This window comes from Dehalococcoidia bacterium, from assembly GCA_035310145.1.
Classification (GTDB): Bacteria; Chloroflexota; Dehalococcoidia; order CAUJGQ01; family CAUJGQ01; genus CALFMN01.
The window spans coordinates 1-20,395 of the sequence record DATGEL010000091.1 but is presented as its reverse complement, the minus strand read 5'-3'; the positions used below and the strand labels follow the sequence as shown (position 1 = coordinate 20,395).

The 20,395-nt window shown below is 70.0% G+C and carries 20 protein-coding genes and 1 tRNA gene; 11 read left to right on the top strand and 10 right to left on the bottom strand.

Going from position 1 to position 20,395, the window contains the following annotated elements; translation table 11 throughout:
* Window positions 1-16: 16 nt before the first annotated feature.
* Window positions 17-370: a DUF952 domain-containing protein gene (locus VKV26_16865; protein HLZ71576.1), complete on the bottom strand. Its 354-nt coding sequence runs from the start codon at window positions 368-370 to the stop codon at window positions 17-19.
* Between the two features lie 56 nt (window positions 371-426).
* Entirely contained in the window at window positions 427-1,287 is an 861-nt protein-coding gene (gene larE / locus VKV26_16860) for an ATP-dependent sacrificial sulfur transferase LarE (protein HLZ71575.1), read from the bottom strand.
* A 438-nt stretch (window positions 1,288-1,725) separates the two neighbouring features.
* Between larE and VKV26_16855 the strand changes: the two genes are divergently transcribed.
* From VKV26_16855 to VKV26_16845, 3 genes are all read left to right on the top strand, one after another.
* On the top strand, window positions 1,726-2,559 hold the full coding sequence (locus tag VKV26_16855) for an A/G-specific adenine glycosylase (GenBank protein HLZ71574.1): 834 nt from the start codon (window positions 1,726-1,728) through the stop codon (window positions 2,557-2,559).
* 139 nt (window positions 2,560-2,698) lie between these two features.
* The gene (locus tag VKV26_16850; GenBank protein HLZ71573.1) at window positions 2,699-3,073 is read left to right on the top strand and encodes an iron-sulfur cluster assembly accessory protein; all 375 of its coding nucleotides are present in this window, start codon (window positions 2,699-2,701) and stop codon (window positions 3,071-3,073) included.
* 102 nt (window positions 3,074-3,175) lie between these two features.
* A complete protein-coding gene (locus VKV26_16845; GenBank protein ID HLZ71572.1) occupies window positions 3,176-3,637 on the top strand; it encodes an EVE domain-containing protein in 462 nt (153 codons plus the stop codon).
* 52 nt (window positions 3,638-3,689) lie between these two features.
* Here VKV26_16845 and folP read toward each other — a convergent pair whose 3' ends face one another.
* Genes folP through VKV26_16830 form a run of 3 tightly spaced genes read right to left on the bottom strand, consistent with a single transcriptional unit; the run spans window position 3,690 to window position 5,469 of the window.
* Window positions 3,690-4,622: a dihydropteroate synthase gene (gene folP, locus VKV26_16840; GenBank protein ID HLZ71571.1), complete on the bottom strand. Its 933-nt coding sequence runs from the start codon at window positions 4,620-4,622 to the stop codon at window positions 3,690-3,692.
* Between the two features lie 53 nt (window positions 4,623-4,675).
* Window positions 4,676-5,176 carry a DinB family protein gene (locus tag VKV26_16835; GenBank protein ID HLZ71570.1) on the bottom strand — a complete coding sequence of 167 codons (501 nt, stop codon included), beginning with the start codon at window positions 5,174-5,176 and terminating at the stop codon, window positions 4,676-4,678.
* A 53-nt stretch (window positions 5,177-5,229) separates the two neighbouring features.
* On the bottom strand, window positions 5,230-5,469 hold the full coding sequence (locus VKV26_16830) for a hypothetical protein (protein HLZ71569.1): 240 nt from the start codon (window positions 5,467-5,469) through the stop codon (window positions 5,230-5,232).
* 199 nt (window positions 5,470-5,668) lie between these two features.
* Between VKV26_16830 and VKV26_16825 the strand changes: the two genes are divergently transcribed.
* Both VKV26_16825 and VKV26_16820 read left to right on the top strand, forming a co-directional pair.
* Window positions 5,669-5,848, top strand: coding sequence for a hypothetical protein (locus VKV26_16825; protein ID HLZ71568.1), 180 nt, complete (start codon window positions 5,669-5,671; stop codon window positions 5,846-5,848).
* Between the two features lie 64 nt (window positions 5,849-5,912).
* Entirely contained in the window at window positions 5,913-6,488 is a 576-nt protein-coding gene (locus VKV26_16820) for an NUDIX hydrolase (protein HLZ71567.1), read from the top strand.
* On the opposite strand, the gene VKV26_16815 is transcribed toward VKV26_16820, so the two are convergent.
* Window positions 6,454-7,302, bottom strand: coding sequence for an inositol monophosphatase family protein (locus VKV26_16815; protein HLZ71566.1), 849 nt, complete (start codon window positions 7,300-7,302; stop codon window positions 6,454-6,456). The genes VKV26_16820 and VKV26_16815 overlap by 35 nt on opposite strands.
* 133 nt (window positions 7,303-7,435) lie before the next feature.
* Between VKV26_16815 and VKV26_16810 the strand changes: the two genes are divergently transcribed.
* From VKV26_16810 to VKV26_16800, 3 genes are all read left to right on the top strand, one after another.
* Complete coding sequence (locus VKV26_16810) at window positions 7,436-7,894, top strand: transcriptional repressor (GenBank protein HLZ71565.1); 459 nt, start codon at window positions 7,436-7,438, stop codon at window positions 7,892-7,894.
* Window positions 7,895-7,946: 52 nt separating this feature from the next.
* Window positions 7,947-8,018: transfer RNA gene (locus tag VKV26_16805), tRNA-Ile, on the top strand.
* A gap of 69 nt (window positions 8,019-8,087) precedes the next feature.
* Window positions 8,088-8,678 carry a CoA pyrophosphatase gene (locus VKV26_16800; GenBank protein HLZ71564.1) on the top strand — a complete coding sequence of 197 codons (591 nt, stop codon included), beginning with the start codon at window positions 8,088-8,090 and terminating at the stop codon, window positions 8,676-8,678.
* A gap of 57 nt (window positions 8,679-8,735) precedes the next feature.
* Here the strand turns inward: VKV26_16800 and VKV26_16795 are convergent, their stop codons facing one another.
* The 4 genes from VKV26_16795 to selA all read right to left on the bottom strand — a co-directional run bounded on the left by VKV26_16795 (window position 8,736) and on the right by selA (window position 15,285).
* Window positions 8,736-10,079 (bottom strand): replication-associated recombination protein A, encoded by a 1,344-nt coding sequence (locus tag VKV26_16795; GenBank protein ID HLZ71563.1) that lies wholly within the window; start codon window positions 10,077-10,079, stop codon window positions 8,736-8,738.
* Window positions 10,080-10,413: 334 nt separating this feature from the next.
* Window positions 10,414-12,810, bottom strand: coding sequence for an endonuclease MutS2 (locus VKV26_16790; protein HLZ71562.1), 2,397 nt, complete (start codon window positions 12,808-12,810; stop codon window positions 10,414-10,416).
* Between the two features lie 137 nt (window positions 12,811-12,947).
* The gene (locus VKV26_16785; protein ID HLZ71561.1) at window positions 12,948-13,487 is read right to left on the bottom strand and encodes a hypothetical protein; all 540 of its coding nucleotides are present in this window, start codon (window positions 13,485-13,487) and stop codon (window positions 12,948-12,950) included.
* Between the two features lie 430 nt (window positions 13,488-13,917).
* Window positions 13,918-15,285, bottom strand: coding sequence for an L-seryl-tRNA(Sec) selenium transferase (gene selA / locus VKV26_16780; protein HLZ71560.1), 1,368 nt, complete (start codon window positions 15,283-15,285; stop codon window positions 13,918-13,920).
* A 181-nt stretch (window positions 15,286-15,466) separates the two neighbouring features.
* Between selA and VKV26_16775 the strand changes: the two genes are divergently transcribed.
* The 3 genes from VKV26_16775 (at window position 15,467) to VKV26_16765 (ending at window position 19,360) form a co-directional block, all read left to right on the top strand.
* Window positions 15,467-16,579, top strand: coding sequence for an alanine--glyoxylate aminotransferase family protein (locus VKV26_16775; GenBank protein ID HLZ71559.1), 1,113 nt, complete (start codon window positions 15,467-15,469; stop codon window positions 16,577-16,579).
* A 109-nt stretch (window positions 16,580-16,688) separates the two neighbouring features.
* A complete protein-coding gene (gene serA / locus VKV26_16770; protein ID HLZ71558.1) occupies window positions 16,689-18,269 on the top strand; it encodes a phosphoglycerate dehydrogenase in 1,581 nt (526 codons plus the stop codon).
* 599 nt (window positions 18,270-18,868) lie between these two features.
* On the top strand, window positions 18,869-19,360 hold the full coding sequence (locus tag VKV26_16765; protein ID HLZ71557.1) for a hypothetical protein: 492 nt from the start codon (window positions 18,869-18,871) through the stop codon (window positions 19,358-19,360).
* Window positions 19,361-20,395: the final 1,035 nt, after the last annotated feature.

Below are 20,395 nucleotides of genomic sequence, written 5' to 3'. Positions count from 1 at the left end.
TGATGCATGCAGGCGGTCAGGCGCATGTGAACGGGTCCGGCGGCAGGAAGCCGCCATTTTCGCCACGTGGCACGGGCACCACCGCCAGCACCGCGTCGCGGTTGAGCGGGCCGTGGATGTGCGGGAACGCCACATCGAGTCCGGGATGCCGCACGCTGCGCCACGGCGCCTTCACTCGGTCGAGGTCGATCACTAGCGCCACGTACCGTCGGGAGTCGGCAGCGGCATGGCGGTTGAGCGCGTCGGCCAGGGAAGCGGGGTCGGGCGAGGTGTGTATGAAGCCCTCGACGGCGAAACCGTCTGGCCGGTACTCCGCCTCGTCGCGCGCGGCCAGCCAAACCAGTTCGGGCAGCCCATGGTACGTCAGCATAAGACAATCGCCAGGTGCGTCTCCGATTCGCCTGAGCAGCGCGTCACAAGCGTGGGTTAGCGGCGCTCGCCGGGTGCGCCTGCCCCCAGCGCGGCTTCTCGATGCACGGCGATGAGGGGTATCGCCTCGTTGAGGCTGCCGCTCCGGTAGCCCGCAAGATCGAGCGCGACGAACGTATAGCCCGCCGCCTTCACCTCCGCGACGGCCCTGGCGCGCTTCTGCTCGTCGAACAGCAGCGCCATGCCCGCGGCGTCGGTCTCGATCCGTGCCACGTCGTCGTGATGGCGCACGCGCACCTGGCGCAGGCCCAGCAGGCGCAAAGAGGCTTCGGCCGTGGCGATCCGCGTCAGCGCCTCCAACGTCACCGGCTTGCCGTATGGAATGCGCGACGAGAGACAGGCCATCGCCGGCTTGTCCCAGGTCGGCAGGCCGCGCTGGTGCGAGAGCTCGCGGATCTCGGCCTTGGTCAGACCAGCTTCGGCCAGCGGACTGCGCACGCCGTGAGCGCGGGCGGCCTGCTGCCCCGGCCGGTAGTCGCCCACGTCGTCCGCGTTGAAGCCATCAACCAGCGCCAGGAAGCCCTCGGCCAGGCGCACGGCTTCGAGGCGGGTGAACAACTCGTCCTTGCAAAAGAAGCAGCGATCGGCGCCATTGGCGACATAACGTGGATCGTCCATCTCGCTGGTTTCCAGCGTGCGGTAGCGAATGCCGATCCGCGTGGCCAATGCGGCGGCCTCTTCGCGCTCAGCAGGCGCGACGCTGGGAGAAATCCCGGTAACGGCAAGGGCTCGCTCGCCCAGCGTGTCGAAAGCCGCGGCCGCCAGGAACGTGCTGTCCACGCCGCCCGAGAAGGCGACGATCACCGAATCCAGGTCGCGCAGAAGCGCATGCAGCCGCTGCAGCTTATCGAGGGTCATCGTCGCGCCGCCTTCCGGCTTCAGGGAACTACGGAACTACGATTGATCGAGACGCCGCGTGCCGGCGGGAACCCTCACCGGGCGCGGACCGGGACGTGTCAGCACCGCCCAAGCGTACCACGCCCACCCCACGTGCGCCCGTTAAGCCGAAGCGAGCGGCGCCGCAGCAGGCCCGCACTCGTGAGGCTTTGGACGGCCCGCGTCGTGTATCCTGAAAGGCACGAGGATCTCGGGATCTTGAGCTTCGATAGCCTTCGGTCGACATGCTAACCGAAGCGGCAAGCAGATGCGGCGGAAGAGTGCAGTCTGGAGCGAGGCATCGCCACGAAGAATGCGAGCGAGGTTCAGGCAGCGCTGCTGACCTGGTTCGACGCCCAGCGGATCGAGCTGCCGTGGCGGCAGCAGCGCACGCCCTATGCCGTGCTCGTCTCCGAGTTCATGCTGCAGCAGACCCAGCGCGAGCGCGTGGCGCCGAAATACCGCGCCTTCATGCTCCGCTTCCCCGATTTGGCCGCGCTCGCCAGGGCTTCGGCGGCGGACGTAATCCGCGAATGGGCAGGACTCGGCTACAACAGCCGTGCCCTGCGCCTGCACCAGGCTGCCCGGCGAATCATGAATGAGCCGGGTGGGTGCATCCCGCCCGCGCTCGGACGGTTGCGCGAGCTGCCCGGCGTGGGCGAATACACCGCCCGTGCGATTTTGTGCTTCGGATTCAATCAGCCGGTCGCCTGCGTGGACACCAATGTGCGGCGTGTCTTGCGCCGCATCTTCGATGGTCGAAGCGAAGCACCGAGCGCGTCAAGCGCAGACAACGCGCTGGCTGAGCGTGTCCTGGTTCGCGGGCGTGCCGCCGACTGGAACGCCGCGCTGATGGATCTCGGCGCACTGGTCTGCCGGGCGCGGGCGCCGTCGTGCGGCCACTGCCCGGTCTCTAGCTGGTGCGCCGCGCGGCCGCGGCTCGCCAGCGAGGATTCGGCGCCCCGGAAGGTCGCAGAAGCCAGCGCCACCTACGGAGCGAAGCCCCGGCGAGCCCACTCGCAGGCGCCGTTCGCCGCTTCGGATCGCTTCTTGCGCGGCCGCATCGTGGATGTGCTGCGCCGTCTGCCGGACGGTGAGGCGCTGCCGCTCGCCGATCTGGCGCTCCTCGCCTCCGGGATGGCGCTGCCGCCGCAGACCGAGCGGGTAGCGCGGCTCGCCGATCGGCTGGTGCGCATAGGGCTGATCGAGGGCATAGCGACAGGCGGCGAGACGCGCTTCAGGCTGCCGGCGTAGGCAAGCGCACCGGCCGCCATGGTCAGGCGAACGGATGGACGCGATGCGCTGCCGCGTCTATACTGCACTTGGAATATTCCAGCGCGCCGGCCCAGCAATGGCGGGTCACGCGCAAGCGGATCTCTCGAAGGAGCATGGCATGACGACGATGCCCGCGGTGGTGACGGTGACGGAGCGAGCCGCCGAAAAGGCGAAGGCGCTGCTGGAGCAGCGCGGCCTGGACCACGGCGCCCTGCGCGTGTTCGTGGTTGGCGGCGGATGCTCCGGCTACCAGTACGGTATGGCGATTGCGCCGGAGGCCGAGGAGGGCGACCTCGTCGTCGAAGAGTACGGCGTGCGCCTGCTGGTCGATCCCGACAGCGCGGCGCTGCTCAGCGGCGCTGAGGTGGATTACGTCGAAGACCTGATGAAGTCCGGCTTCACCATCTTTAATCCGAACGCCGTGAAGAGCTGCGCCTGCGGCTCCAGCTTCCAAACGGCGGACAACTCCGGCCAGGCGCGCAGCTGCTGCTGATCGCGACTCCCTGCTGTACGAACGAGCGCCGTCTGTCGCCCTGACAGACGGCGTTGTCGTGCGAACCGCGGCGCGCCTCACGCCGCAAAAAAGGACGGGCAAATGGCGGATCAGCCGGGCTATTACATCGTCGTGACCTCGCCGGAGAACTGGGCAAAGACTGCCGCGCGCGACTGGACGTTGCTCGGCCTGAAGAGCACCAAGCGCGGGCTCGCAGGCAAGTTCAAACCCGGCGATCGCGTCGTCGCCTACTACACGGGGCTGAAGCGGTTCGGCGCCGTCTTGAAAGTGACATCGGACTGCTTTGAGGACCACGAGCGCATCTGGTTAAGCCCGGATAAGCCCCGAGAAGATTACCCCTATCGTGTGCGCACCGAACCGGAGATCGTGCTGCCGCCGGGCGAGCTGCTCGACGCGAAGGAGCTGGCGCTGCGCATGAGCTGGACACAGAAGTGGCCGGCCGAACACTGGACGCTGGCGTTCCAGGGCAACATTCACGCCATTCCCGCCGCCGACTTTGAGCTGATCCGCGGCGAGATGACGCAGGCCGTCTCGGCCGGTTGAGGAGGGCCGCTCGGCCGCGAAACGGTTGGGCCACAGGTCGGGGCCCGCGGACTCAGCCATCGCGCCGCACGATCGTGGTGCCGGGCACAATCTGCGCCGTGGCCGCCCAGGGCCAGGAGTCGGCGTTCGCCGCGAAGTCGCCGGGCCGCGCGCGCACCAGCGCATCCGCCATGCGCGCTACTCTGGCCATCGCACGCACATCGTGGACGCGCACGAGGTCCGCGCCGCCCGCGATCGCCATCGCCGTCACGGCCGCGGTGCCTTCGAGGCGGTCTTCGGGCGGCAGGCCCAGCACCGAGCCGATGAAGTGCTTGCGCGACGCCGCCACGAGCAGCGGCAGCCCCAGCACGCGGAACTCGGAAAGGCGCCGCAGCACGGTCAGGTCCTCGTCGTGCGACTTGCCGAAGGCGATGCCGGGGTCCAGCACCAGCTGCGATCGCGGCACGCCCAGCGCCGTCGCCGTCTCGATCCGTTCGCGGAAGAAGGCCAGGTGCTCGCCGATCAGATCGGCATAGCGCGGCGGCTCCGCCGGCCGGATCTTCGGCCGTTCGAACGTGAAGTTGATCACCAGCGGCACGCCGCGCCGCGCGGCGACTCGCGCCGTGCCGGCGTCGAGCTTGAAGCCGCCGATATCGTTGATCAGGCGTGCGCCGGCGGCGACGGCGGCCTCGACCACGGCTTCCTTGTAGCTGTCGATCGAGACCACCGCGTCGGCCTCGCGTACCAGCCGCTCGATCACGGGCACGACGCGGGCGATCTCCTCGTCTGCCGTGAGGGCGCGCACGTCGGCACGCGCCGATTCGCCGCCAACGTCGAGAATGTCGGCGCCGTCGGCGACGAACTGCCGGCCGCGCTCGACCGCGCCGTCGAGCCGACCAAGCAGGCCGTCGCCGGAGAACGAGTCGTCCGTCAGATTGAGGATGCCCATCACGTAGGTGCGCCGACCGATGGGCAGCACGCGATCGCCGCAGAGCAGTGGGTCCAAGCGCCGAAGCTCCTCCTCGGCGGCACAACCGCCGGCGCGGCGGCCGGAGCGGATCAGCCGCCGCTGGCGACCGCGAGCTGTTCACGATGGCTGCGCACCTGCCAGAGATGTTCGAGGTCGTGCAGGTGCAGCTCGCGGGCGATCTGCAGCACGCTCAGCGAGCCGCGGTACGGATGCACGCCCGCGCGGTCCCACTCGGCGTCCATCAGGCTCCAGAGCTCGCGCAGCACCAGGTGGCGCAACTGGGCGTACTGATACGCGCAGCGGTCGAGGTCGATGCTGGCCGCTGGCGCATCCATCGCCGTGGCCGAAACGTCCGGCGCCGGCAGGCGCGTGTTGCGACGGGCGACGATGCACTGGACTGTGTCGAGGGCGGCCTGCTCGTTGTCGCGCACGTGCACCGCGATCTGGGCAAAACTCCACTCACCAGGCGGGGCACGGTGCGCATCGCGGGCACGGATCGCCTCAAGCTCGCTCAGCAGCTCACCGCCGGCTTCGCGCAACGCCTTGATGATGAACTCGTGCGTCTGCGGTTCGCGGCTGATCTCCCGCACGTGGGCGCCCCCAGGGCTGATTTCCCCCGGACGCCGTTCCCGCGCGCCGGGGATCAGGGTTGGATCGGATGGCTCGGCCAGGGGGGCCGGCGCCCCGCCGGCGCGGCCGGTTGCGTCTCCCACCAGTCGTCGCGTTGCCAGCGCCGCTGGCGATCGGCGCCCCAGCTTTTGCGCACGCAGGACTTCAACTTGCGACATTGCAGGCAGTGCTTGAGCGCATAGTCGAGCGATTGCTCGCGATGCCTGCCGAAACAGCGGCTGAGGTCGCGCGCCTCCACCGTCTCGTCCGCCATTATACGCCACCTCGGGTGAAGGTCCGCCCGGCCCGCCCTGCCGCGCTTCCGCGCACTATAGCACCTGGCTAGCTGACCCGCTATGCGTGCTACAACTGGCAGCCTTCCCGGCCGGGCAACCGCTCCGTCGAGGTGGTGTGGTATCTTCACCCCACGGGCCGGCGCGAACTGGCCGGTGTCGGAGCGATGGAGCCGCGACGTGCGCACCGGCGATCTGCTCTCCGGCACGGTGGCGATCTTCGTCATGGTGGTGGCCATGGCCGGCATCTACTGGGCTGCCACGGGGATTTCTCCATGGCCGGTTTTCCTGCTGGCCGAGTTGCCCGGCGCCGGCTTCGGTCTTGTGCTGCTCGCGCTCTCATCGCCCCGCACCCGCTGACGGCGCCGGCTCGCACGCCCGCGCTGGCCGAACCGTCTGCTCACCCCGCCATTGGCCGGCGCCGATGAACGATCGCCAGGCTCCCTCCCCTGCCACGGCCGGCCCGCCGCACTATCGTTTCTGCCCGATCTGCGCCGCGCCCATCGGCAGCACGAAGCGTGGCGGTCGCCTGCGCCCGTCCTGCGCCGGCTGCGGCTTCGTCCTGTTCCGCAACCCGGTCGTGGGCGTCGCCGTGGTCTTGCAACGCCGAGGCGCCGTACTGCTCGGCCGCCGCGCGGGCACCTACGCGGGCCAATGGTGCATCCCTTGCGGCTACGTGGAGTGGGATGAGGACGTGCGCCGCGCCGCCGAACGCGAGTTCGCGGAGGAGACGGGGCTGATCGTACGCACCGGCCGCGTGCTGGCGGTGCATTCCAACTTTCACGATCCGGTGCAGCACACGGTTGGCATCTGGTTCCGCGGGCGCGTGCTCGGCGGCAGCCTGCGCGCCGGTGACGACCTCAGCGAGGCGGTCTTCCAACCGCTCGATGCCCTGCCCGACGATCTCGCCTTTCCCACCGATCGCCTGGTGCTGGACCGGTTGTGCGCCGAGCGGCAGTCTCGCCTCAGCCGGGCGGGTGCAGCACTGCGGCGAAGCTGAGGGGCCGCCGCTCCAGGCCGAAGCGCGGCGCCACGATCGCCGCGATCTCGTCATGCAGGGCGCCGCCGTTGCTGGCGAGCAGACCCAGCGGCCAGCCGCGGGCGCCGGGCTGCTGCAGCGCCTCGATGCGGCCGCCGGCTTCAGCGATCAGCAGCACGCCCGCGGCGACGTCGTGCGGCGCCAGGTGCAGCTCGTAGTGCGCCTCGCTGCGGCCGGCGGCGATGTACGCGAGGTCGAGCGCCGCCGAGCCGCTGCGGCGGGCAGCGCCCGCCCGCACCATTACTTCCGTGAAGACCTCCCCGCCCAGACGGCGTCGCGCCTCCGGGCGGTAGGGAAAGCCGCTGCTGAAGAGGGCGCCGGCCAGTTCGGTGGTCCGGCTGACGTGCAGGCGCTCCCCGTTCAGCATCGCGCCGTGGCCGCGGGTCGCCGTGAACAGCTCACCGCGCAGTGGGTCGAGCACCACGCCAACCAGCGGCCCGGCGTCGGCCACAAGCGCGATCGAGATGCAAAAGACCGGGTAACCGCGCGCGAAGTTCGCGGTGCCGTCGAGTGGATCCACGATCCATAGGCCGTCTTCGCCGGCTCGCGTTCTGCCGGACTCTTCCGCCAGCAGGCCGAACTGCGGCCAGTCGCGCCCCAATCGCTCGAGGATGACGCCCTCCGAAGCCGTATCGGCCCGGGTCACGAGGTCGCGGTGGTCGGACTTGATCGCCACGTCGAGGGCCGAGCCAAAGGCCTCACGCAGCACCGCCGCGCCCGCATGGGCCGCGGACACGGCCGACGCCACGAGCAGATCGAGGCTCGGCTTCACCATGCGCTTGCTCCGTGAGCGCTCGTCGCCGCTGGCGATGATAGCGTACCGTCGCGGCGCGATTGGACCGCAACGTTGGTGCGAACGCCGCTGCTCGCTAGACTAGGCCTTGGGCGAGGAAGTTGAGCCGATTGCGATGAGCTGTGAGGTAGAGACGGCGCGGCTGCTGCGGGAGAGCGGCCACAAGCTGACGCCGCAGCGCATGATGGTGCTGAGCGTTGTCCGTCACGCGCACGGACACCTGCGCGCCTCCGAAATCTACGACCGCGTGCGCGCGCAGTATCCGTACGTCGATATCTCTACCGTCTACCGTACGATGAGCGTGCTCAAGGAGCTGCGCCTCGTCACCGAAACCGATCTTGGCACAGGCGAGAGCGCTTTCGAATGGGCCGGCTCAGCGCCGCACCACCATCTGGTGTGCCGTGCCTGCGGCGCGATCGACAGCCTCGACCACGAGTTTCTCGCCCGCCTTGGCCAGGAGCTGCTGCGCGCCCGCGGCTTCCGCGCCGACCTGGATCACTTTGCCATCTTCGGTTTATGCACGGTTTGCCGGCAGGCGCAGGACGCCGCCGTGACCCATCCCGCCTCGCCCTGAGCCGGGCGCTCCGCGGCCGCGTCCGCGCTATAGTGTGGCAGGCAGATCCCGCGGGCCCATAGCTCAGCGGCAGAGCAGGCGACTCATAATCGCTCGGTCGCAGGTTCGAATCCTGCTGGGCCCACCGCCGTCCGCGGGCGAGCGCAGGCCGGCGCCGGCCGAGCGTTCACCGGCCGGCGGCAACGAGGTAGGCATGACGCGCCCAGCCGAGGACTATATCGCCCGCAGCCGCGAGCGGCTCGCCGGCTACGACCCGCGGCGCCTCGATCGCCCGGACGCGATGCCATCCGCCGTGCTGGTGCCGCTGATCCACCATGGCGGCGCCGACCGCGTGATTCTCACGGTGCGCAGCCACGACGTCGAGCACCACAAGGGCCAGATCTCCTTTCCGGGCGGCGCCGTGCACGCGGCCGACGCGGACCTGGCGGCGACGGCGCTGCGCGAGACCTGGGAGGAGATCGGCGTCAGGCCGGAGGACGTGGAGCTGCTTGGTCAGCTCGATGACATCGTCACGATCTCGAACTTCGTCGTGGCGCCGTTCGTGGGCGTGATCGGGCACGGGCCGTACGAGTTCGTGCCGAGCCCGATCGAGGTCGCCGAGGTGATCGAACCACCGCTGGCGCACCTGCTCGACCCCGCCACCCTTGTCTGGGAAGCGCGCGAGGGCGAGGCCGGCGCTTCCCGCCACCCGGCCCTCTGGTACGAGGGGCATCGCATCTGGGGCGCGACGGCGCGAATGCTCTACGGCTTCCTCCAGCTTCTGCGCGAGCCGCCCGCGCGCTAGCGCGGCGCCGGCGCCGACCGTGCGGGTTCAGGGCGCAACCGGCGCCTCTGGTGCGCCTCAATGCGCCGGCCGATCGCGGGCTGAGCCCTCTGCGCCAGGAACGTAGAACCGCGACCCCGTCAGCTCATCGGGCAGGTGCTGCTGTTCCAACGGTTCGCCGGGGGCGTCATGCGCGTAGCGATAGCCCTTGCCGTAGCCGAGCGCCCGCATCAGGCCGGTGGGCGCGTTGCGCAGATGCAGCGGCACAGGTGCGTTGCGCGTGCGCTGTGCTGCCTCGCGGGCGGCCGCGTAGGCCCGCAGGGCGCTGTTGCTCTTCGGCGCGAGCGCAAGGTAGATCGCAGCCTCGGACAGCGGCAGCACGGCCTCCGGCAGGCCGATGAAGTGCACCGCCTGCTGCGCGGAGACGGCGAGGCTCAACGCCTGCGGATCCGCGAGGCCAATATCCTCGGCCGCGAGGATCACCATGCGCCGCACGATGAACAGCGGATCCTCGCCCGCCTCAAGCATGCGCGCCATCCAGTACAACGCGCCGTCGGGATCTGAATCGCGCAGCGACTTGATGAAGGCGGAGATCGCGTCGTAGTGCTGGTCGCCGGCGCGATCATAGCGGGCCGCGCCGTGCTGCAATGCAGCCGCTACTCCTTCCACGGTGATGGCGCTGCCCTCGCCCACGTCCGCCGCCGCCAGATCGAGCGTGTTCAGCGCGAGCCTCGCATCGCCGGCCGCCGACCTCGCGAGCGCGTCGATCGCGTCCTCGCTCACCGAAAGCCCCATGCCGCCCAGGCCGCGATCGCCGTCGTCAAGCGCTCTGCGCAGCAGCGTGCCGATCGCCGCCGCGTCGAGCTGTTGCAGCACGAACACGCGCGACCGGGAGAGCAAGGGCGCGTTGACCTCGAACGAGGGGTTTTCCGTCGTGGCGCCGATCAGCGTGACGGTCCCGTCCTCGACGTAGGGCAGGATGGCATCTTGCTGCGCGCGGTTGAAGCGGTGAATCTCGTCGATGAACAGAATCGTACGCCGCTCTCGCAGCGCACGCGCCTCGGCCACCGCCCGGCGCAGATCGGCCACGCCGGCGGCGACGGCGGAGAGTTGCACCAAGCGCGCCCGCGTCGCACCGGCAATCAGGCGCGCGAGCGTTGTCTTCCCGCAGCCCGGTGGACCCCAGAGCACCATCGAGGGGACGCGATCGGCGTCGATCGCGCGTCGCAGCAGCGTTCCGGGCGCGGTCAGCGCCTCCTGCCCGACGAGCTCATCGAGCGAGCGCGGCCGCATGCGGTAGGCGAGCGGCGCGAAGGGTTGCTCTTCCGACTCTGGGGCCACGCGCGCCGGTTCGGCGGCGGCGAAGAGCGCCGGCTGCTCGCCGCCCGTGGCGGCGCGGCCCCGAGGCTGGCGCGGATCCATGCCCCAAGTATAGCCCGGATAGGGCAACCGCGGGTCGGACCCAAAGGCATTGGAACCGAGCTATATCGGCGGATATCGGCATGAGATTTGGATAGCGAGGCGGTGCGACTAGGAGCGGCGCAGCCGATGTGGATGAACCGGCAAAGTCACCGCCGTAGCGGGTTCCCGACATAGGCGAAATGTAGCGAGCTATATCGTGATCCGCGGCGAGAGTGTGGACGCAGCGTGTGCGCTGGTTGCAGGCCACAGCGCCACCGGCCGCGGCGATCTGCGGATGGCGCGTTCTCGCGGCGGAGGGGACTAGCGCGCCTGGCAATCGCTGCGGGGCCGGGCCTTAGACGGCGAGGTGGGCGATGGTGACGCCTTCACCGCCGGCGCGAGACTCCGCCGGCTCAAAGTCGCTGACGAGCGGACTCGACGCCAGTGCCTCGCGTACGACGCGGCGCAGCGCGCCGGTGCCCTTGCCGTGAATGATCCGCACAAACGGCAGGCCGGCGAGGTACGCCGACTGCAGGTACTCCTCGATACGTGGGATCGCCTCTTCGGCGCGATGGCCGCGCACTTCGAGCTCGAGCCCCGGCGAATCGGGTCGCGGCGGCAGGGTGATCGGGATCGGGCGCGATGCGGACGCGGCAGCGGCCTGCGCGACGCGCTCTACCTGGTCCTGCTTGATCCGCATGCGCAGGGCGCCGAGCTGGATGTCGAACTCGCCACGGTCGTCCGGCGCGCTGAGCGCCTCCCCCGTTTGGTCAAGGCCGCGTACCGTCACGCGGTCTCCCGGGCGGATCGCGGCGGGCGCCGCGGGCGGGGGCTGCCGCCGCTCTGGCTCTCGCCCGCGCAGGTGGTCCAGCCGAGCGCGTACCTCTGTCGCCGTCGCCTCCGCCTCGGCCAGGTCGGCCGCGGTCGCCGCGGCCGCGGCTGCAGCCGGCCGTTCGGTGCGCACGGCGCGCTGCAGGCGCCGCGACGTCTCGCGCATCTCCGTACGCAGCGAGGCGAGCTCCTGCTCGGCCTCGCTGCGTGCGGCGTCCCGCAGGGCGGCGCGTTCCAAATCGAGTTCCGCCAGTTCACCCGCGTAGCGGCTGCGCAGCGCTTCCGCCTCGGCAGCGGCCTGCTCCACGGCCAGGCGCGCCGCACTCGCGCGGTCCCGCTCGCGTTGCAGGTCCGCCAGCAGGTCGCCTACGCGCTCCTGTTCGGGACCGGCAGCCTGGCGCGCTTGCTCCAGCACGTCGCGCGGCATGCCCAGTCGTGCGGCGATCGCGATCGCGTTGCTGCGGCCGGGCAGGCCGACGGCCAGCCGGTAGGTGGGCGCCAGCGTCTCGGCGTCGAATTCGACGCTCGCGTTCATCACCCCGGGCGTCTCGTGGGCGAAGACCTTCAGCTCGCCGTGATGCGTGGTCGCGATCACCGTGCAACCCTGCTGCAGCAGCCGCTGCACGATGGCGCGGGCCAGCGCGGCGCCCTCCTCCGGATCCGTGCCGGCGCCCAGCTCGTCCAACAGGACCAGGCTGCGCGGCCCGGCCCGCTCCAGTACGCCGACGATGTTGCGCATGTGGGAGGAGAAGGTCGAGAGCGACTGCTCGATGCTCTGCTCGTCGCCGATGTCGGCGTAGATCGCATCGAAGGCGGGGACGCTGCTGCCCTCGCTCGCCGGGATCGGCAGCCCGGCCAGCGCCATCAGCGCGAGCAACCCGGCGGTCTTCAGCGCCACCGTCTTGCCGCCGGTGTTCGGTCCGGTGATCATCAGCACACGGAAGGCGCCGCCGGCGTAGAGCGTAATCGGCACGATCTCGCCCTGCAGCAGCGGGTGCCGTGCCTGCAGCAGCCGCAGCTCGGCCGGCGCATCCACCAGCCAGGACTGCGTCTCGCCCTCCTGCGGCAGGTCGTGGGCCTTCAGCAGCTCGCCAAGCCGCGCGGCCGCGAGCACGACATCGAGTTCGGCCAGCAGCTCGACGTTGGTCTCGATCTGCCCGGAGACGTCCGCCACCAGCTCGCTGAGCTGGCGCAGCACGCGTTGCGCTTCGCGCTGCTCCTCCAGCCGCAGCTCGCGGTACTGGTTGCCGAGATCGACCACGCCAAGCGGCTCGACCCAGAGCGTGGCGCCGCTGCCGGAAACGTCGTGCACGATGCCGCGCAACTGCCCGCGGAAGTCGGCCTTGATCGGAATGACGTAGCGCCCGTCCCGCTCCGTGATCAGGGCTTCCTGGGCGACGCCGCGGGCGACGGCGTTGGTGAGAATCTCCTGCAGTCGCCCCTGCAGCCGATCGTGGACGATGCGGGCCTCACGACGCACGGCGGCCAGCGCCGGGCTGGCGGTGTCCGCGATCTCGCCGCGCGGCGAGATGCAGCGCACGATCTCGTTCACGAGGCGCGCCGGGTCGTACATCCGCCGGGTCAGGTCGGCGAGCAACGGGTACTGCTGCGCCAGGCGACCGATGTTGCCGCGCAGGGTGCGCACCGCAACCAGGGTGCTGTGAATCTCCAGCAGTTCGGCGGGCTCGAGCACGCCGTGCAATGCGGCCTTCTCGGCGTGGGGCCGCACGTCGTGCGCCCCGGCCAAACCGAGGTTCGGCCGCCCGGCGCGCAGCCGCCGCGCCTCGGCGCCGAGCGCCTGCCTCTGTGCGGCCTCGGTGCGGGACGCGGCCGGCCGCAGGGCAAGCGCCGCCTCGCGGCCGGCGCTGAACGCCGTCAGGTCGGCGAGGCGCGCGAGCACCTTATCGAACTCGAGCGTGATCAGTGTCTTCTCGTCCGTCGCTTTCGTCCCTTGCGGCCATTCGGGTGGTCGGAGCGCGTCCGCGCTCGTTGGCAGGCACAGAAACGGCGCCCATTGGGCGCCGTGGCCACCTGCGCTGCCGGCGAGCTTCGCCGGCCCTACATATCCTGCTGCACGTGGGCCTCGCCGCTGGCGGTGATCACCCACGTCTTCATACCATCCCTCCGGCCGCCATCTACAAGGTAGCCCTTGCGCACACAGCTCGCAATCACGTCCGGAAAGTTCTGCGGCCGCCGCGTCCGCGACCGGGTGTAGCCCTCGACCAGGTCCCTGGTCGTCACCCCCTGGCCACCGTGGCGATGGTAGTGATAGTAGGCGATGGCGAGCACCCGATCGGGGTGGGAGTCGAGGCGGCGCTGCGCCAGATACTCCGCCACGGGAATCTCGGTCGAGGGCAACGACTTGCTCGCAGCCACTTCCGGCGGCTGGGAGGCGTGCGCCGGAGCGGCGCCCTCTTTCAGTAGATACGTCAGCACAGCGCTGAAGGCGAGCGAACGAAACGGCTCCGGCTGGTCTTCGGTGACCCGCCGGGCCCGCGTCAGCGCAAGGCGCAACTCGTCATCCGCGTCCGCGGCCACGGGGCGCAGGGCGCCTCCACGCTCGGCGCCCGCGACGTCGCCCGCGGCCCGAGGATTCATAGCGGTCAACTCCTCCATCGTCAGGTATAGCTCTTGACCTATAGCTTAGCACCGATGGATAGCAAGTCAATTGGAGAGTTCAGAGCCGCCCATATCCGACGCTACGTAGCGACGACGCGCGACGACGATGGCCTGGACAGTACACATAGTGCATAGCTAGCGTAGCAACTGACCTATGTGGACGAGCGGTGGGATCGCGTGGCAGCCGCCACCCATTCCAGTGACGGTGGCAGCGCTGCGGCGTGGTCGGGGCTCTCGCGAGAGCACGGCGCTTCAGCTTTGGCCCCGGCGTTCGAGGGCGGGTGGTGCGAGCGCCGCCCGCCGCCGCGCGGGGGACCGCTGCCCCCCGACGGCGCGGCCGAGCGCTGGCGCGCACACGACGCGCGCCGGCCGATGGCGACTGAAGGTCGCAGGGCGCTTGGCGGACGCGCTAGCTGGATGCTGTCGCTGGCGCTGAGGCGCTCAGGCGAGCGAGAGCGTCGGCAACGGCGCTGTCCTGCTCCGGCAGCACCGTGCGCGGATCGAGCAACAGCCGGCCCTCCTCGATGCGGGCGATGATGGGCGGCGCCTGACGGCGCAATCGCGCGGCGAGGAGCTGCGGACTGGCGTCGTCGATCGCGAGCACCGCGGTCGCAACCCCTTCCTCAGGTAGGCTGCCACCGCCGATCATCGTGCGCGAGGGCAGGACCTGGCACGGCAAGGGGCAGAGCTCGCCCCAGGTCGCCGCGCGCGCCGCGATCCCCGCGGCGGGCGCGGCGATCATGCGCCAGGCCGGAATCTGCTCCAGGGCCTCGCCCGCGAGGTAGTGCTGCAACGTGGCGGCGAGCGCGGCGATGCTGGTCTTGTCCATGCGCAGGGCGCGGGCCAGGGGATGACGGCGCAGCTGACTCACAAGCTCCTGCCGTCCCACGATGATGCCGGCCTGCGGTCCGCCGAGCAACTTGTCGCCGGAGAACGCCGCGAGATCGACTCCCCCGGCGATGCTCGCCTGCACGGTCGGCTCGGGCAGCAGGCCGAATGGGCGGGTGTCGAGCAGGCAGCCGCTGCCCAGATCGTCCAGCAGCAGCACGCCGCGTTCGCGCGCAAGCTGTGCCAGCTCGCCAATCGACGGGAAGGCGGTGAAGCCGATCACGCGGAAGTTGCTGGAGTGGACGCGCAGCAGCGCGGCCGTGCGCTCGCTGACCGCCTCGGCAAAGTCGCGCAGGTAGGTGCGATTCGTCGTGCCGACCTCGATGAGCGTCGCGCCGCTCTGTCGCAGCACGTCGGGAATCCGGAAGCCGCCGCCGATCTCCACGGCCTGGCCGCGGCTGACGATCACTTCGCGCCCCTGGCAGAGGGCGCTGAGCATCAGCAGCAGCGCCGAGGCGTTGTTATTGACGGCGATGCCGGCCTCGGCGCCGGTCACCGCACGCAGCGGCTGCTCCAGGTGAGAGAGGCGGCTGCCACGTTCGCCTTCCGCCAGGTCGAATTCCAGGTTGGAGTAGCCGGCCGCCACCGCCTGCATGGCCGCGATCGCACTCGGCGAGAGCGGCGCCCGGCCAAGATTGGTGTGCAGGATCACGCCGGAGGCGTTGATCACTGCCAGCAAAGACGGAGCGCGCAGCCGCTCGAGCAGCTCGGCGCCGCGTCCGGCAAGGCTTTCGGGTGAGGGCGCCGGACGCCCGGCCAGCAGGGCGGCGCGGGCTTCGGCAACGGCCTGCCGCGCCGCGGCCGTGCGCAGCGGTCCCGCGGGCACGCCGCTCAGCGGCGGCAGGGCCAACAATCGGTCAACCGAGGGCAGGTCTCGCGGCGAGGCCATCGCACGTTGCTCGCGGCAGCCGCCACTGCTTCGCGGCGGCGTCGATCGGCATCGTAGCACGGGTGGCTGGCGGACCCGCTCGTTTGCCCCTTCTTCTGGCCGGCCCCTATCATGAATGTACAGCCGTAGCCAGTCGCGCCGGGCGCGATGCCAGACGGAGGGTTTCCGAGAGGAGTGGTTCGTGAACCTGCGCATCCCCGGTCCCACGCCGTGTCCGCCAGAGGTGTTGTCGGCGCTCAGTACGCAGATGGTCGATCACCGTGGCCCCGAATTCGCCGCGGTGCTGGAGCGCGTGACCGCCGGGCTCAAACGGGCGTTCCGGACCGAGAATGATGTGCTGGTTCTGACCTGCGCCGGCACCGGAGGGCTCGAAGCGGCCGTCGTCAATACCCTGTCCCCGGGTGAGCGCGTGCTCAGCGTCTCGATCGGCGAGTTCGGCAAGCGCTTCGCCGCCATTGCCGAGACGTACGGCGCGGAGGTGACGCGGCTCGATTTCGAGTACGGGCAGGCCGCCGATCCCGGCCGGCTCGATGAGGCGCTGACGACGGATGCCTCGCTTTCGGCCGTGCTGATCACGCACAACGAGACTTCAACCGGGGTCACGAACCCGTTGCGCGAGCTGGCCGAGGTCGTGCGGCGGCACGGGAAGCTGCTGCTGGTCGATGCGGTCAGCAGCATGGCCTCCGTGCCGTGCGACGTCGATGCCTGGGGGCTTGATGTGGTGGTCTCCGGCTCGCAGAAGGGCTGGATGGTGCCGCCGGGCCTGGCGTTTGTCTCCATGAGCCCGCGGGCCTGGCGGGCCCACGACCGCTCGCGCATGCCGCGCTTCTATCTGGACACCGGCAAGGCGCGCGAGTCGGCCGCGAAGGGCCAGACGCCGTGGACGCCGGCAGTCTCATTGTTCTACGGCATGGACGTGGCCCTGGAGATGCTGGAACAGGAAGGCTGGGAGTCGGTGTTTGCCCGACACCAGTGCTGCGCGGACGTCGCCCGCCGCGGCGTGCGCAGGCTGGGTCTGGAGCTGTTCGCCGACCCGCCCTTCGCCTCCAACACCGTGACCACGGTGCGGGCGCCGGAGGGCGTGAGCGTCGCTGATCTGCGCACGGCGCTGCGCGAGCGTCACGAGATCGTGCTTGCCGGCGGACAGGGGCCGATGGCCGGCAAAGTCTTCCGCATCGGTCATCTCGGCCTGGTCACCGAGGCGGAGGTGCAGGCCGTCATCGACGCGCTGGCCGTCGAACTACCGAAGCTCGGCTTCGTGCCGCCCGTCGGCATCGGCAGCAGCCCGGCATAGGCATGCCGCGGCTGCCGCTCCGGCAAACTTGAACGAACTCGATGCGCGGGCAGCCCGGCCGGGCTGCCCGCGCGGCATGTGGCCTGCTGGCCTCCGAGGATGATCACCGATGACATGCAGGATTCTCGTGGCCGACCCGATCGCGCCCGACGGTGTGGCGATCCTTGAGCGCGCCGGCACGGTGGATGTGTGCACCGGCCAGTCCGCCGAACAGCTGATCGCCCGCATCGGTGGGTACGACGCGCTGGTCGTGCGCAGCGAGACGAAGGTGACGGCGGCCGTGATCGAGGCGGGCGCGCGGCTGCAAATCATCGGCCGCGCCGGCGTCGGCGTGGACAACATCGACCTCGACGCGGCGACGCTTCATGGCATCGTGGTGGTGAATGCGCCGACCGGAAACACGATCTCGGCGGCGGAACACACGATCGGGTTGATGCTGGCGCTGGCCCGTCACATTCCGCGCGCCGATGCCTCGCTGCGCCGTGGCGAGTGGAAGCGCAGCGACTTCGTCGGCGTCGAGCTGCGCGGCAAGACGCTGGGCATCGTCGGACTGGGGCAGGTGGGTTCGGAGGTCGCGCGCAGGGCTGCCGGGCTGGCGATGCGCGTGATCGCCTTCGATCCGTTCGTCTCCGAGGAACGGGCGCGGGCGCTCGGTGTCGAGGCCGCGCCGTTCGAGCGCGTGCTGGCCGAGGCGGACTTCCTCACCGTCCACACGACGTTGACCTCGGGCACGAAGGGGCTGATCGGCGCCGAGGAGCTGCGCCGCATGAAGCCTGGCGTGCGCCTGATCAACACGGCGCGCGGCGGCATCATCGACGAGGCGGCGCTGCTGGACGCGGTGAAGTCGGGGCACGTTGCCGGCGCGGCGATCGATGTCTTCGTCAAGGAGCCCGCGCCCGACACGATCCTGGCGCAGGACGAGCGCATCGTCGTCACGCCGCACCTCGGCGCCTCGACTTCGGAAGCGCAGGAGCGGGTGGCGATCGACGTGGCCGAACAGATCGTCGGCGTGCTCGGCGGCGAGCCCGCGGCGTATGCGGTCAACGCGCCGATGATCGCGCCGGAGACACTCTCCGCGCTGCGCCCCTTCGCCGAGGCAGCGGTGATGGCCGGCTCGCTGGCGACGCAGCTCAGCAGCGGACAGCTCGGCGCGGTCGAGATCGCCTACACGGGCGAGTTATCGCTGCACGACACGGGCCTGCTGCGCGCCGGCGTGATCCGTGGCCTGCTCAAGCCGGTTTCCGAAGAGAACGTGACCATCGTCAACGCCGACCTGGTCGCGCAGCACCGCGGCCTGCGCATCACGGAGCGCAAGGACCCGCACGGAGCCGACGGCGGCAGCCAGGTGGCCGTGCGCGTCACGACCAGCACCGGGGCGACCGACGTGGCGGCGACGGTTGAGCACGGCGAGCCGCACATCGCCATGCTGGACGGCATGCACGTGGACGTGAGTCCGGCGTCACACAACCTGCTGATCCTCGACAACCAGGATATTCCCGGCATGATCGGCCGGGTCGGTACGCTGATGGGCGAGTTCGACATCAACATCGCCTCGATGCACGTGGGGCGCCACCGGGCGCGCGGCCGTGCGGTCATGGTTCTCCAACTCGACGAAGCACCGACCGAGGCACAGATCCGCCGGATCGAAAGCATTCCAAACGTCTTCTCCGCGCGGCTCGTGCGGCTGTAGGAGCCGTGCTGCGGGAGAGCAGCGTCTGGCAGCCGGTGAAGCCGGTCGCGCTCACGCGGCGTGCCCGCCGCTCGCGACCTGGCCGCGCCTTGGCCGGCGCCTGAGCGCCGCGCCAGTTCAGGTGCGCGAGGCATTGCGGAACGCCCTTCGTGCGTTGCGACAACTGGAAGAGATGGAGGGTCCACGGTGTGGCGTCGTACGGCCTCGCCGTCACGCTCAGTTGACCGACAGTGCGGGCCGAGCTGAGCGAGGGCCGCGATCCTCAATCAAGGCGCCTTTCGCCCGCGACGCGCCCGCCCCACCGCGTACCCAACTCGCCGGGGCAGCCTCCGCCAGGCCCGGACGCGATCTTTACCGAACCTTTACACGCAGTCAGCTTGACAGCCCCGCGGGCCGTCCGCATAGTGCGAGGGCGAAGCGGGGTGCGGGCACCCTGCGGCCTTCTGTCGGCTGCTTGTTGCCGGTGGCGCGGTCACCGGATTGCCGTTCCCCGACCCGACGGAAGAAGAAGAGATGGGGCACCGCCGCGGCAACCGCAGGGCGCCGGGCGGAGTCCACCGCACCGTGTAGCCGTGCCAGAAACCGAGGGGAGGACAGAGATGACGCGCTCGCGACTGCTGCTCGGGCTGCTCATGGCAGCCACACTTGGCGTCTTCGCCGCGACGCCCGCGCTGGGGTATGGCCAGGAGAACTGGCAGATCGGCCTCGCCGGCACGGGAGTCGCCCCTGGCACCGGGGTAGGCTTCGGCTTCTGGGGCTGGTGCGCATTCGGCGGTGGAGTCAGCTCCGGGAACACTGGTGATTGCCAATTTGCCCAGTACTTTCACGGCCCGGCCGGCAGCGGCTTTACCTGTCATGAGAGCCTGGATATCTCCGCGTGGACCGCAGGTGGCGGCACGTTCGTCATCACGGGCACCGTGTCCGTGAACCCGGCAAACGTCACGGCGCCATGCCTGGCGTTCTTCCCGGGCTCAGCCAGTTTCGCCGGGTTCGACAGCGGCATTCCCGCCGTCGCGGGCCATTACAACCTGGGCGGCCTCGGCCCCGGACTCAGCGGTGAGTTCCAAATCCAGGTGACACAGATACCGTAGCGCCTTCACGCAGGTGACGCGGGCGAGGCCGTCCCGAGCGAGGCGGGGCGGCCTGGCTCGCGCGTCGCATGATCCGCCGGGCTGCTCGGCTCGGCACGCCGATGGGCGAATTCGACGCCGACCTCTCCCCGACGCACGCAGGACGTCGTGAGGCCCGCCTCCTCGCCGTGACGGTGCAGAAGCTTGACGAAGCGCCGAACGCAGCGCTGCCCCGCCGCATCGAAAGCATTCCGAACATTTTCTCCGCGCGGCTCGGGCGGCTGCAGATAGCGCCGGCCCGAGGCCCGGCGCCGACGGTGACAACGGCTCGCCAGCGACGCGGTCTCCGGTGCGACGTAGATCGCGGAAACGCTGGTTTGCAGCACACCTGCTGAGGTGTCTCAAAACCGTGGGCGTGACCGCCCGCCGCAAGAGTTGTGAGGCAGCCAATGCCGGGTCGCAGAACGCGTCGTTGAACCCGGTACGTTCCCGAAAATGGGGCTTCTGTCGGCTCGCCGGTGGTGCAGACGTGCCACTGCGTGCTGCCGACCACGATGCTGACCTCACCTCCTTGGGGACCCGGTCGAGCGGTGGAGCTGGTGCGGTGACCCAGCCGTTCCCCCGGGATCCCAGGCAGATGCGCCCGATTCTGGCCGCCCTGCTGCGGTGCCTCCCTATGCTTAGTGCCGCGTCATTAGTTGTTGCTGTGCAAATGAGGGCCGCGGATACCGGTCCGCTCAAAGAGATTGCCGGCGCCACGACAGCTTGCGGCAGGTAGGAATCCACAGGGCCCGCTTTATGCTTGAAGGAATTCAACGCGCAGCTCAGATGAAGTTTGGCTTTGTAGTTCTCGACTTACTTCTCCCACCGCACCAAGATGCGGCGAAAGCGGTTCATCGAGCTCACGGTTCGCTAAGAGCCTATCCCGATAGGTGATGAGCTGCGAGACTGGAGGGAGAACGGAGGCAGCGGGGGCAGCGGGGGCCGTGATGGACAGCACAAACCGCAGCAGTGGCGTGCAGGAACCGCGGTACTGGGGCATGCCGGATGCCCTCT

What these genes read in the sequence shown, in the direction of transcription:
- VKV26_16845 (HLZ71572.1), top strand. Translation starts at nt 3,176, where the DNA reads ATGGCGGATCAGCCGGGCTATTACATCGTCGTGACCTCGCCGGAGAAC.
- VKV26_16765 (HLZ71557.1), top strand. Translation starts at nt 18,869, where the DNA reads ATGACGCGCTCGCGACTGCTGCTCGGGCTGCTCATGGCAGCCACACTT.
- VKV26_16855 (HLZ71574.1), top strand. Translation starts at nt 1,726, where the DNA reads ATGCTGCAGCAGACCCAGCGCGAGCGCGTGGCGCCGAAATACCGCGCC.
- VKV26_16830 (HLZ71569.1), bottom strand. Translation starts at nt 5,469, where the DNA reads ATGGCGGACGAGACGGTGGAGGCGCGCGACCTCAGCCGCTGTTTCGGC.
- serA (HLZ71558.1), top strand. Translation starts at nt 16,689, where the DNA reads ATGACATGCAGGATTCTCGTGGCCGACCCGATCGCGCCCGACGGTGTG.
- VKV26_16865 (HLZ71576.1), bottom strand. Translation starts at nt 370, where the DNA reads ATGCTGACGTACCATGGGCTGCCCGAACTGGTTTGGCTGGCCGCGCGC.
- selA (HLZ71560.1), bottom strand. Translation starts at nt 15,285, where the DNA reads ATGGCCTCGCCGCGAGACCTGCCCTCGGTTGACCGATTGTTGGCCCTG.
- VKV26_16800 (HLZ71564.1), top strand. Translation starts at nt 8,088, where the DNA reads ATGACGCGCCCAGCCGAGGACTATATCGCCCGCAGCCGCGAGCGGCTC.
- VKV26_16785 (HLZ71561.1), bottom strand. Translation starts at nt 13,487, where the DNA reads ATGAATCCTCGGGCCGCGGGCGACGTCGCGGGCGCCGAGCGTGGAGGC.
- VKV26_16850 (HLZ71573.1), top strand. Translation starts at nt 2,699, where the DNA reads ATGACGACGATGCCCGCGGTGGTGACGGTGACGGAGCGAGCCGCCGAA.
- VKV26_16810 (HLZ71565.1), top strand. Translation starts at nt 7,436, where the DNA reads ATGAGCTGTGAGGTAGAGACGGCGCGGCTGCTGCGGGAGAGCGGCCAC.
- VKV26_16815 (HLZ71566.1), bottom strand. Translation starts at nt 7,302, where the DNA reads ATGGTGAAGCCGAGCCTCGATCTGCTCGTGGCGTCGGCCGTGTCCGCG.
- VKV26_16820 (HLZ71567.1), top strand. Translation starts at nt 5,913, where the DNA reads ATGAACGATCGCCAGGCTCCCTCCCCTGCCACGGCCGGCCCGCCGCAC.
- VKV26_16795 (HLZ71563.1), bottom strand. Translation starts at nt 10,079, where the DNA reads ATGGATCCGCGCCAGCCTCGGGGCCGCGCCGCCACGGGCGGCGAGCAG.
- larE (HLZ71575.1), bottom strand. Translation starts at nt 1,287, where the DNA reads ATGACCCTCGATAAGCTGCAGCGGCTGCATGCGCTTCTGCGCGACCTG.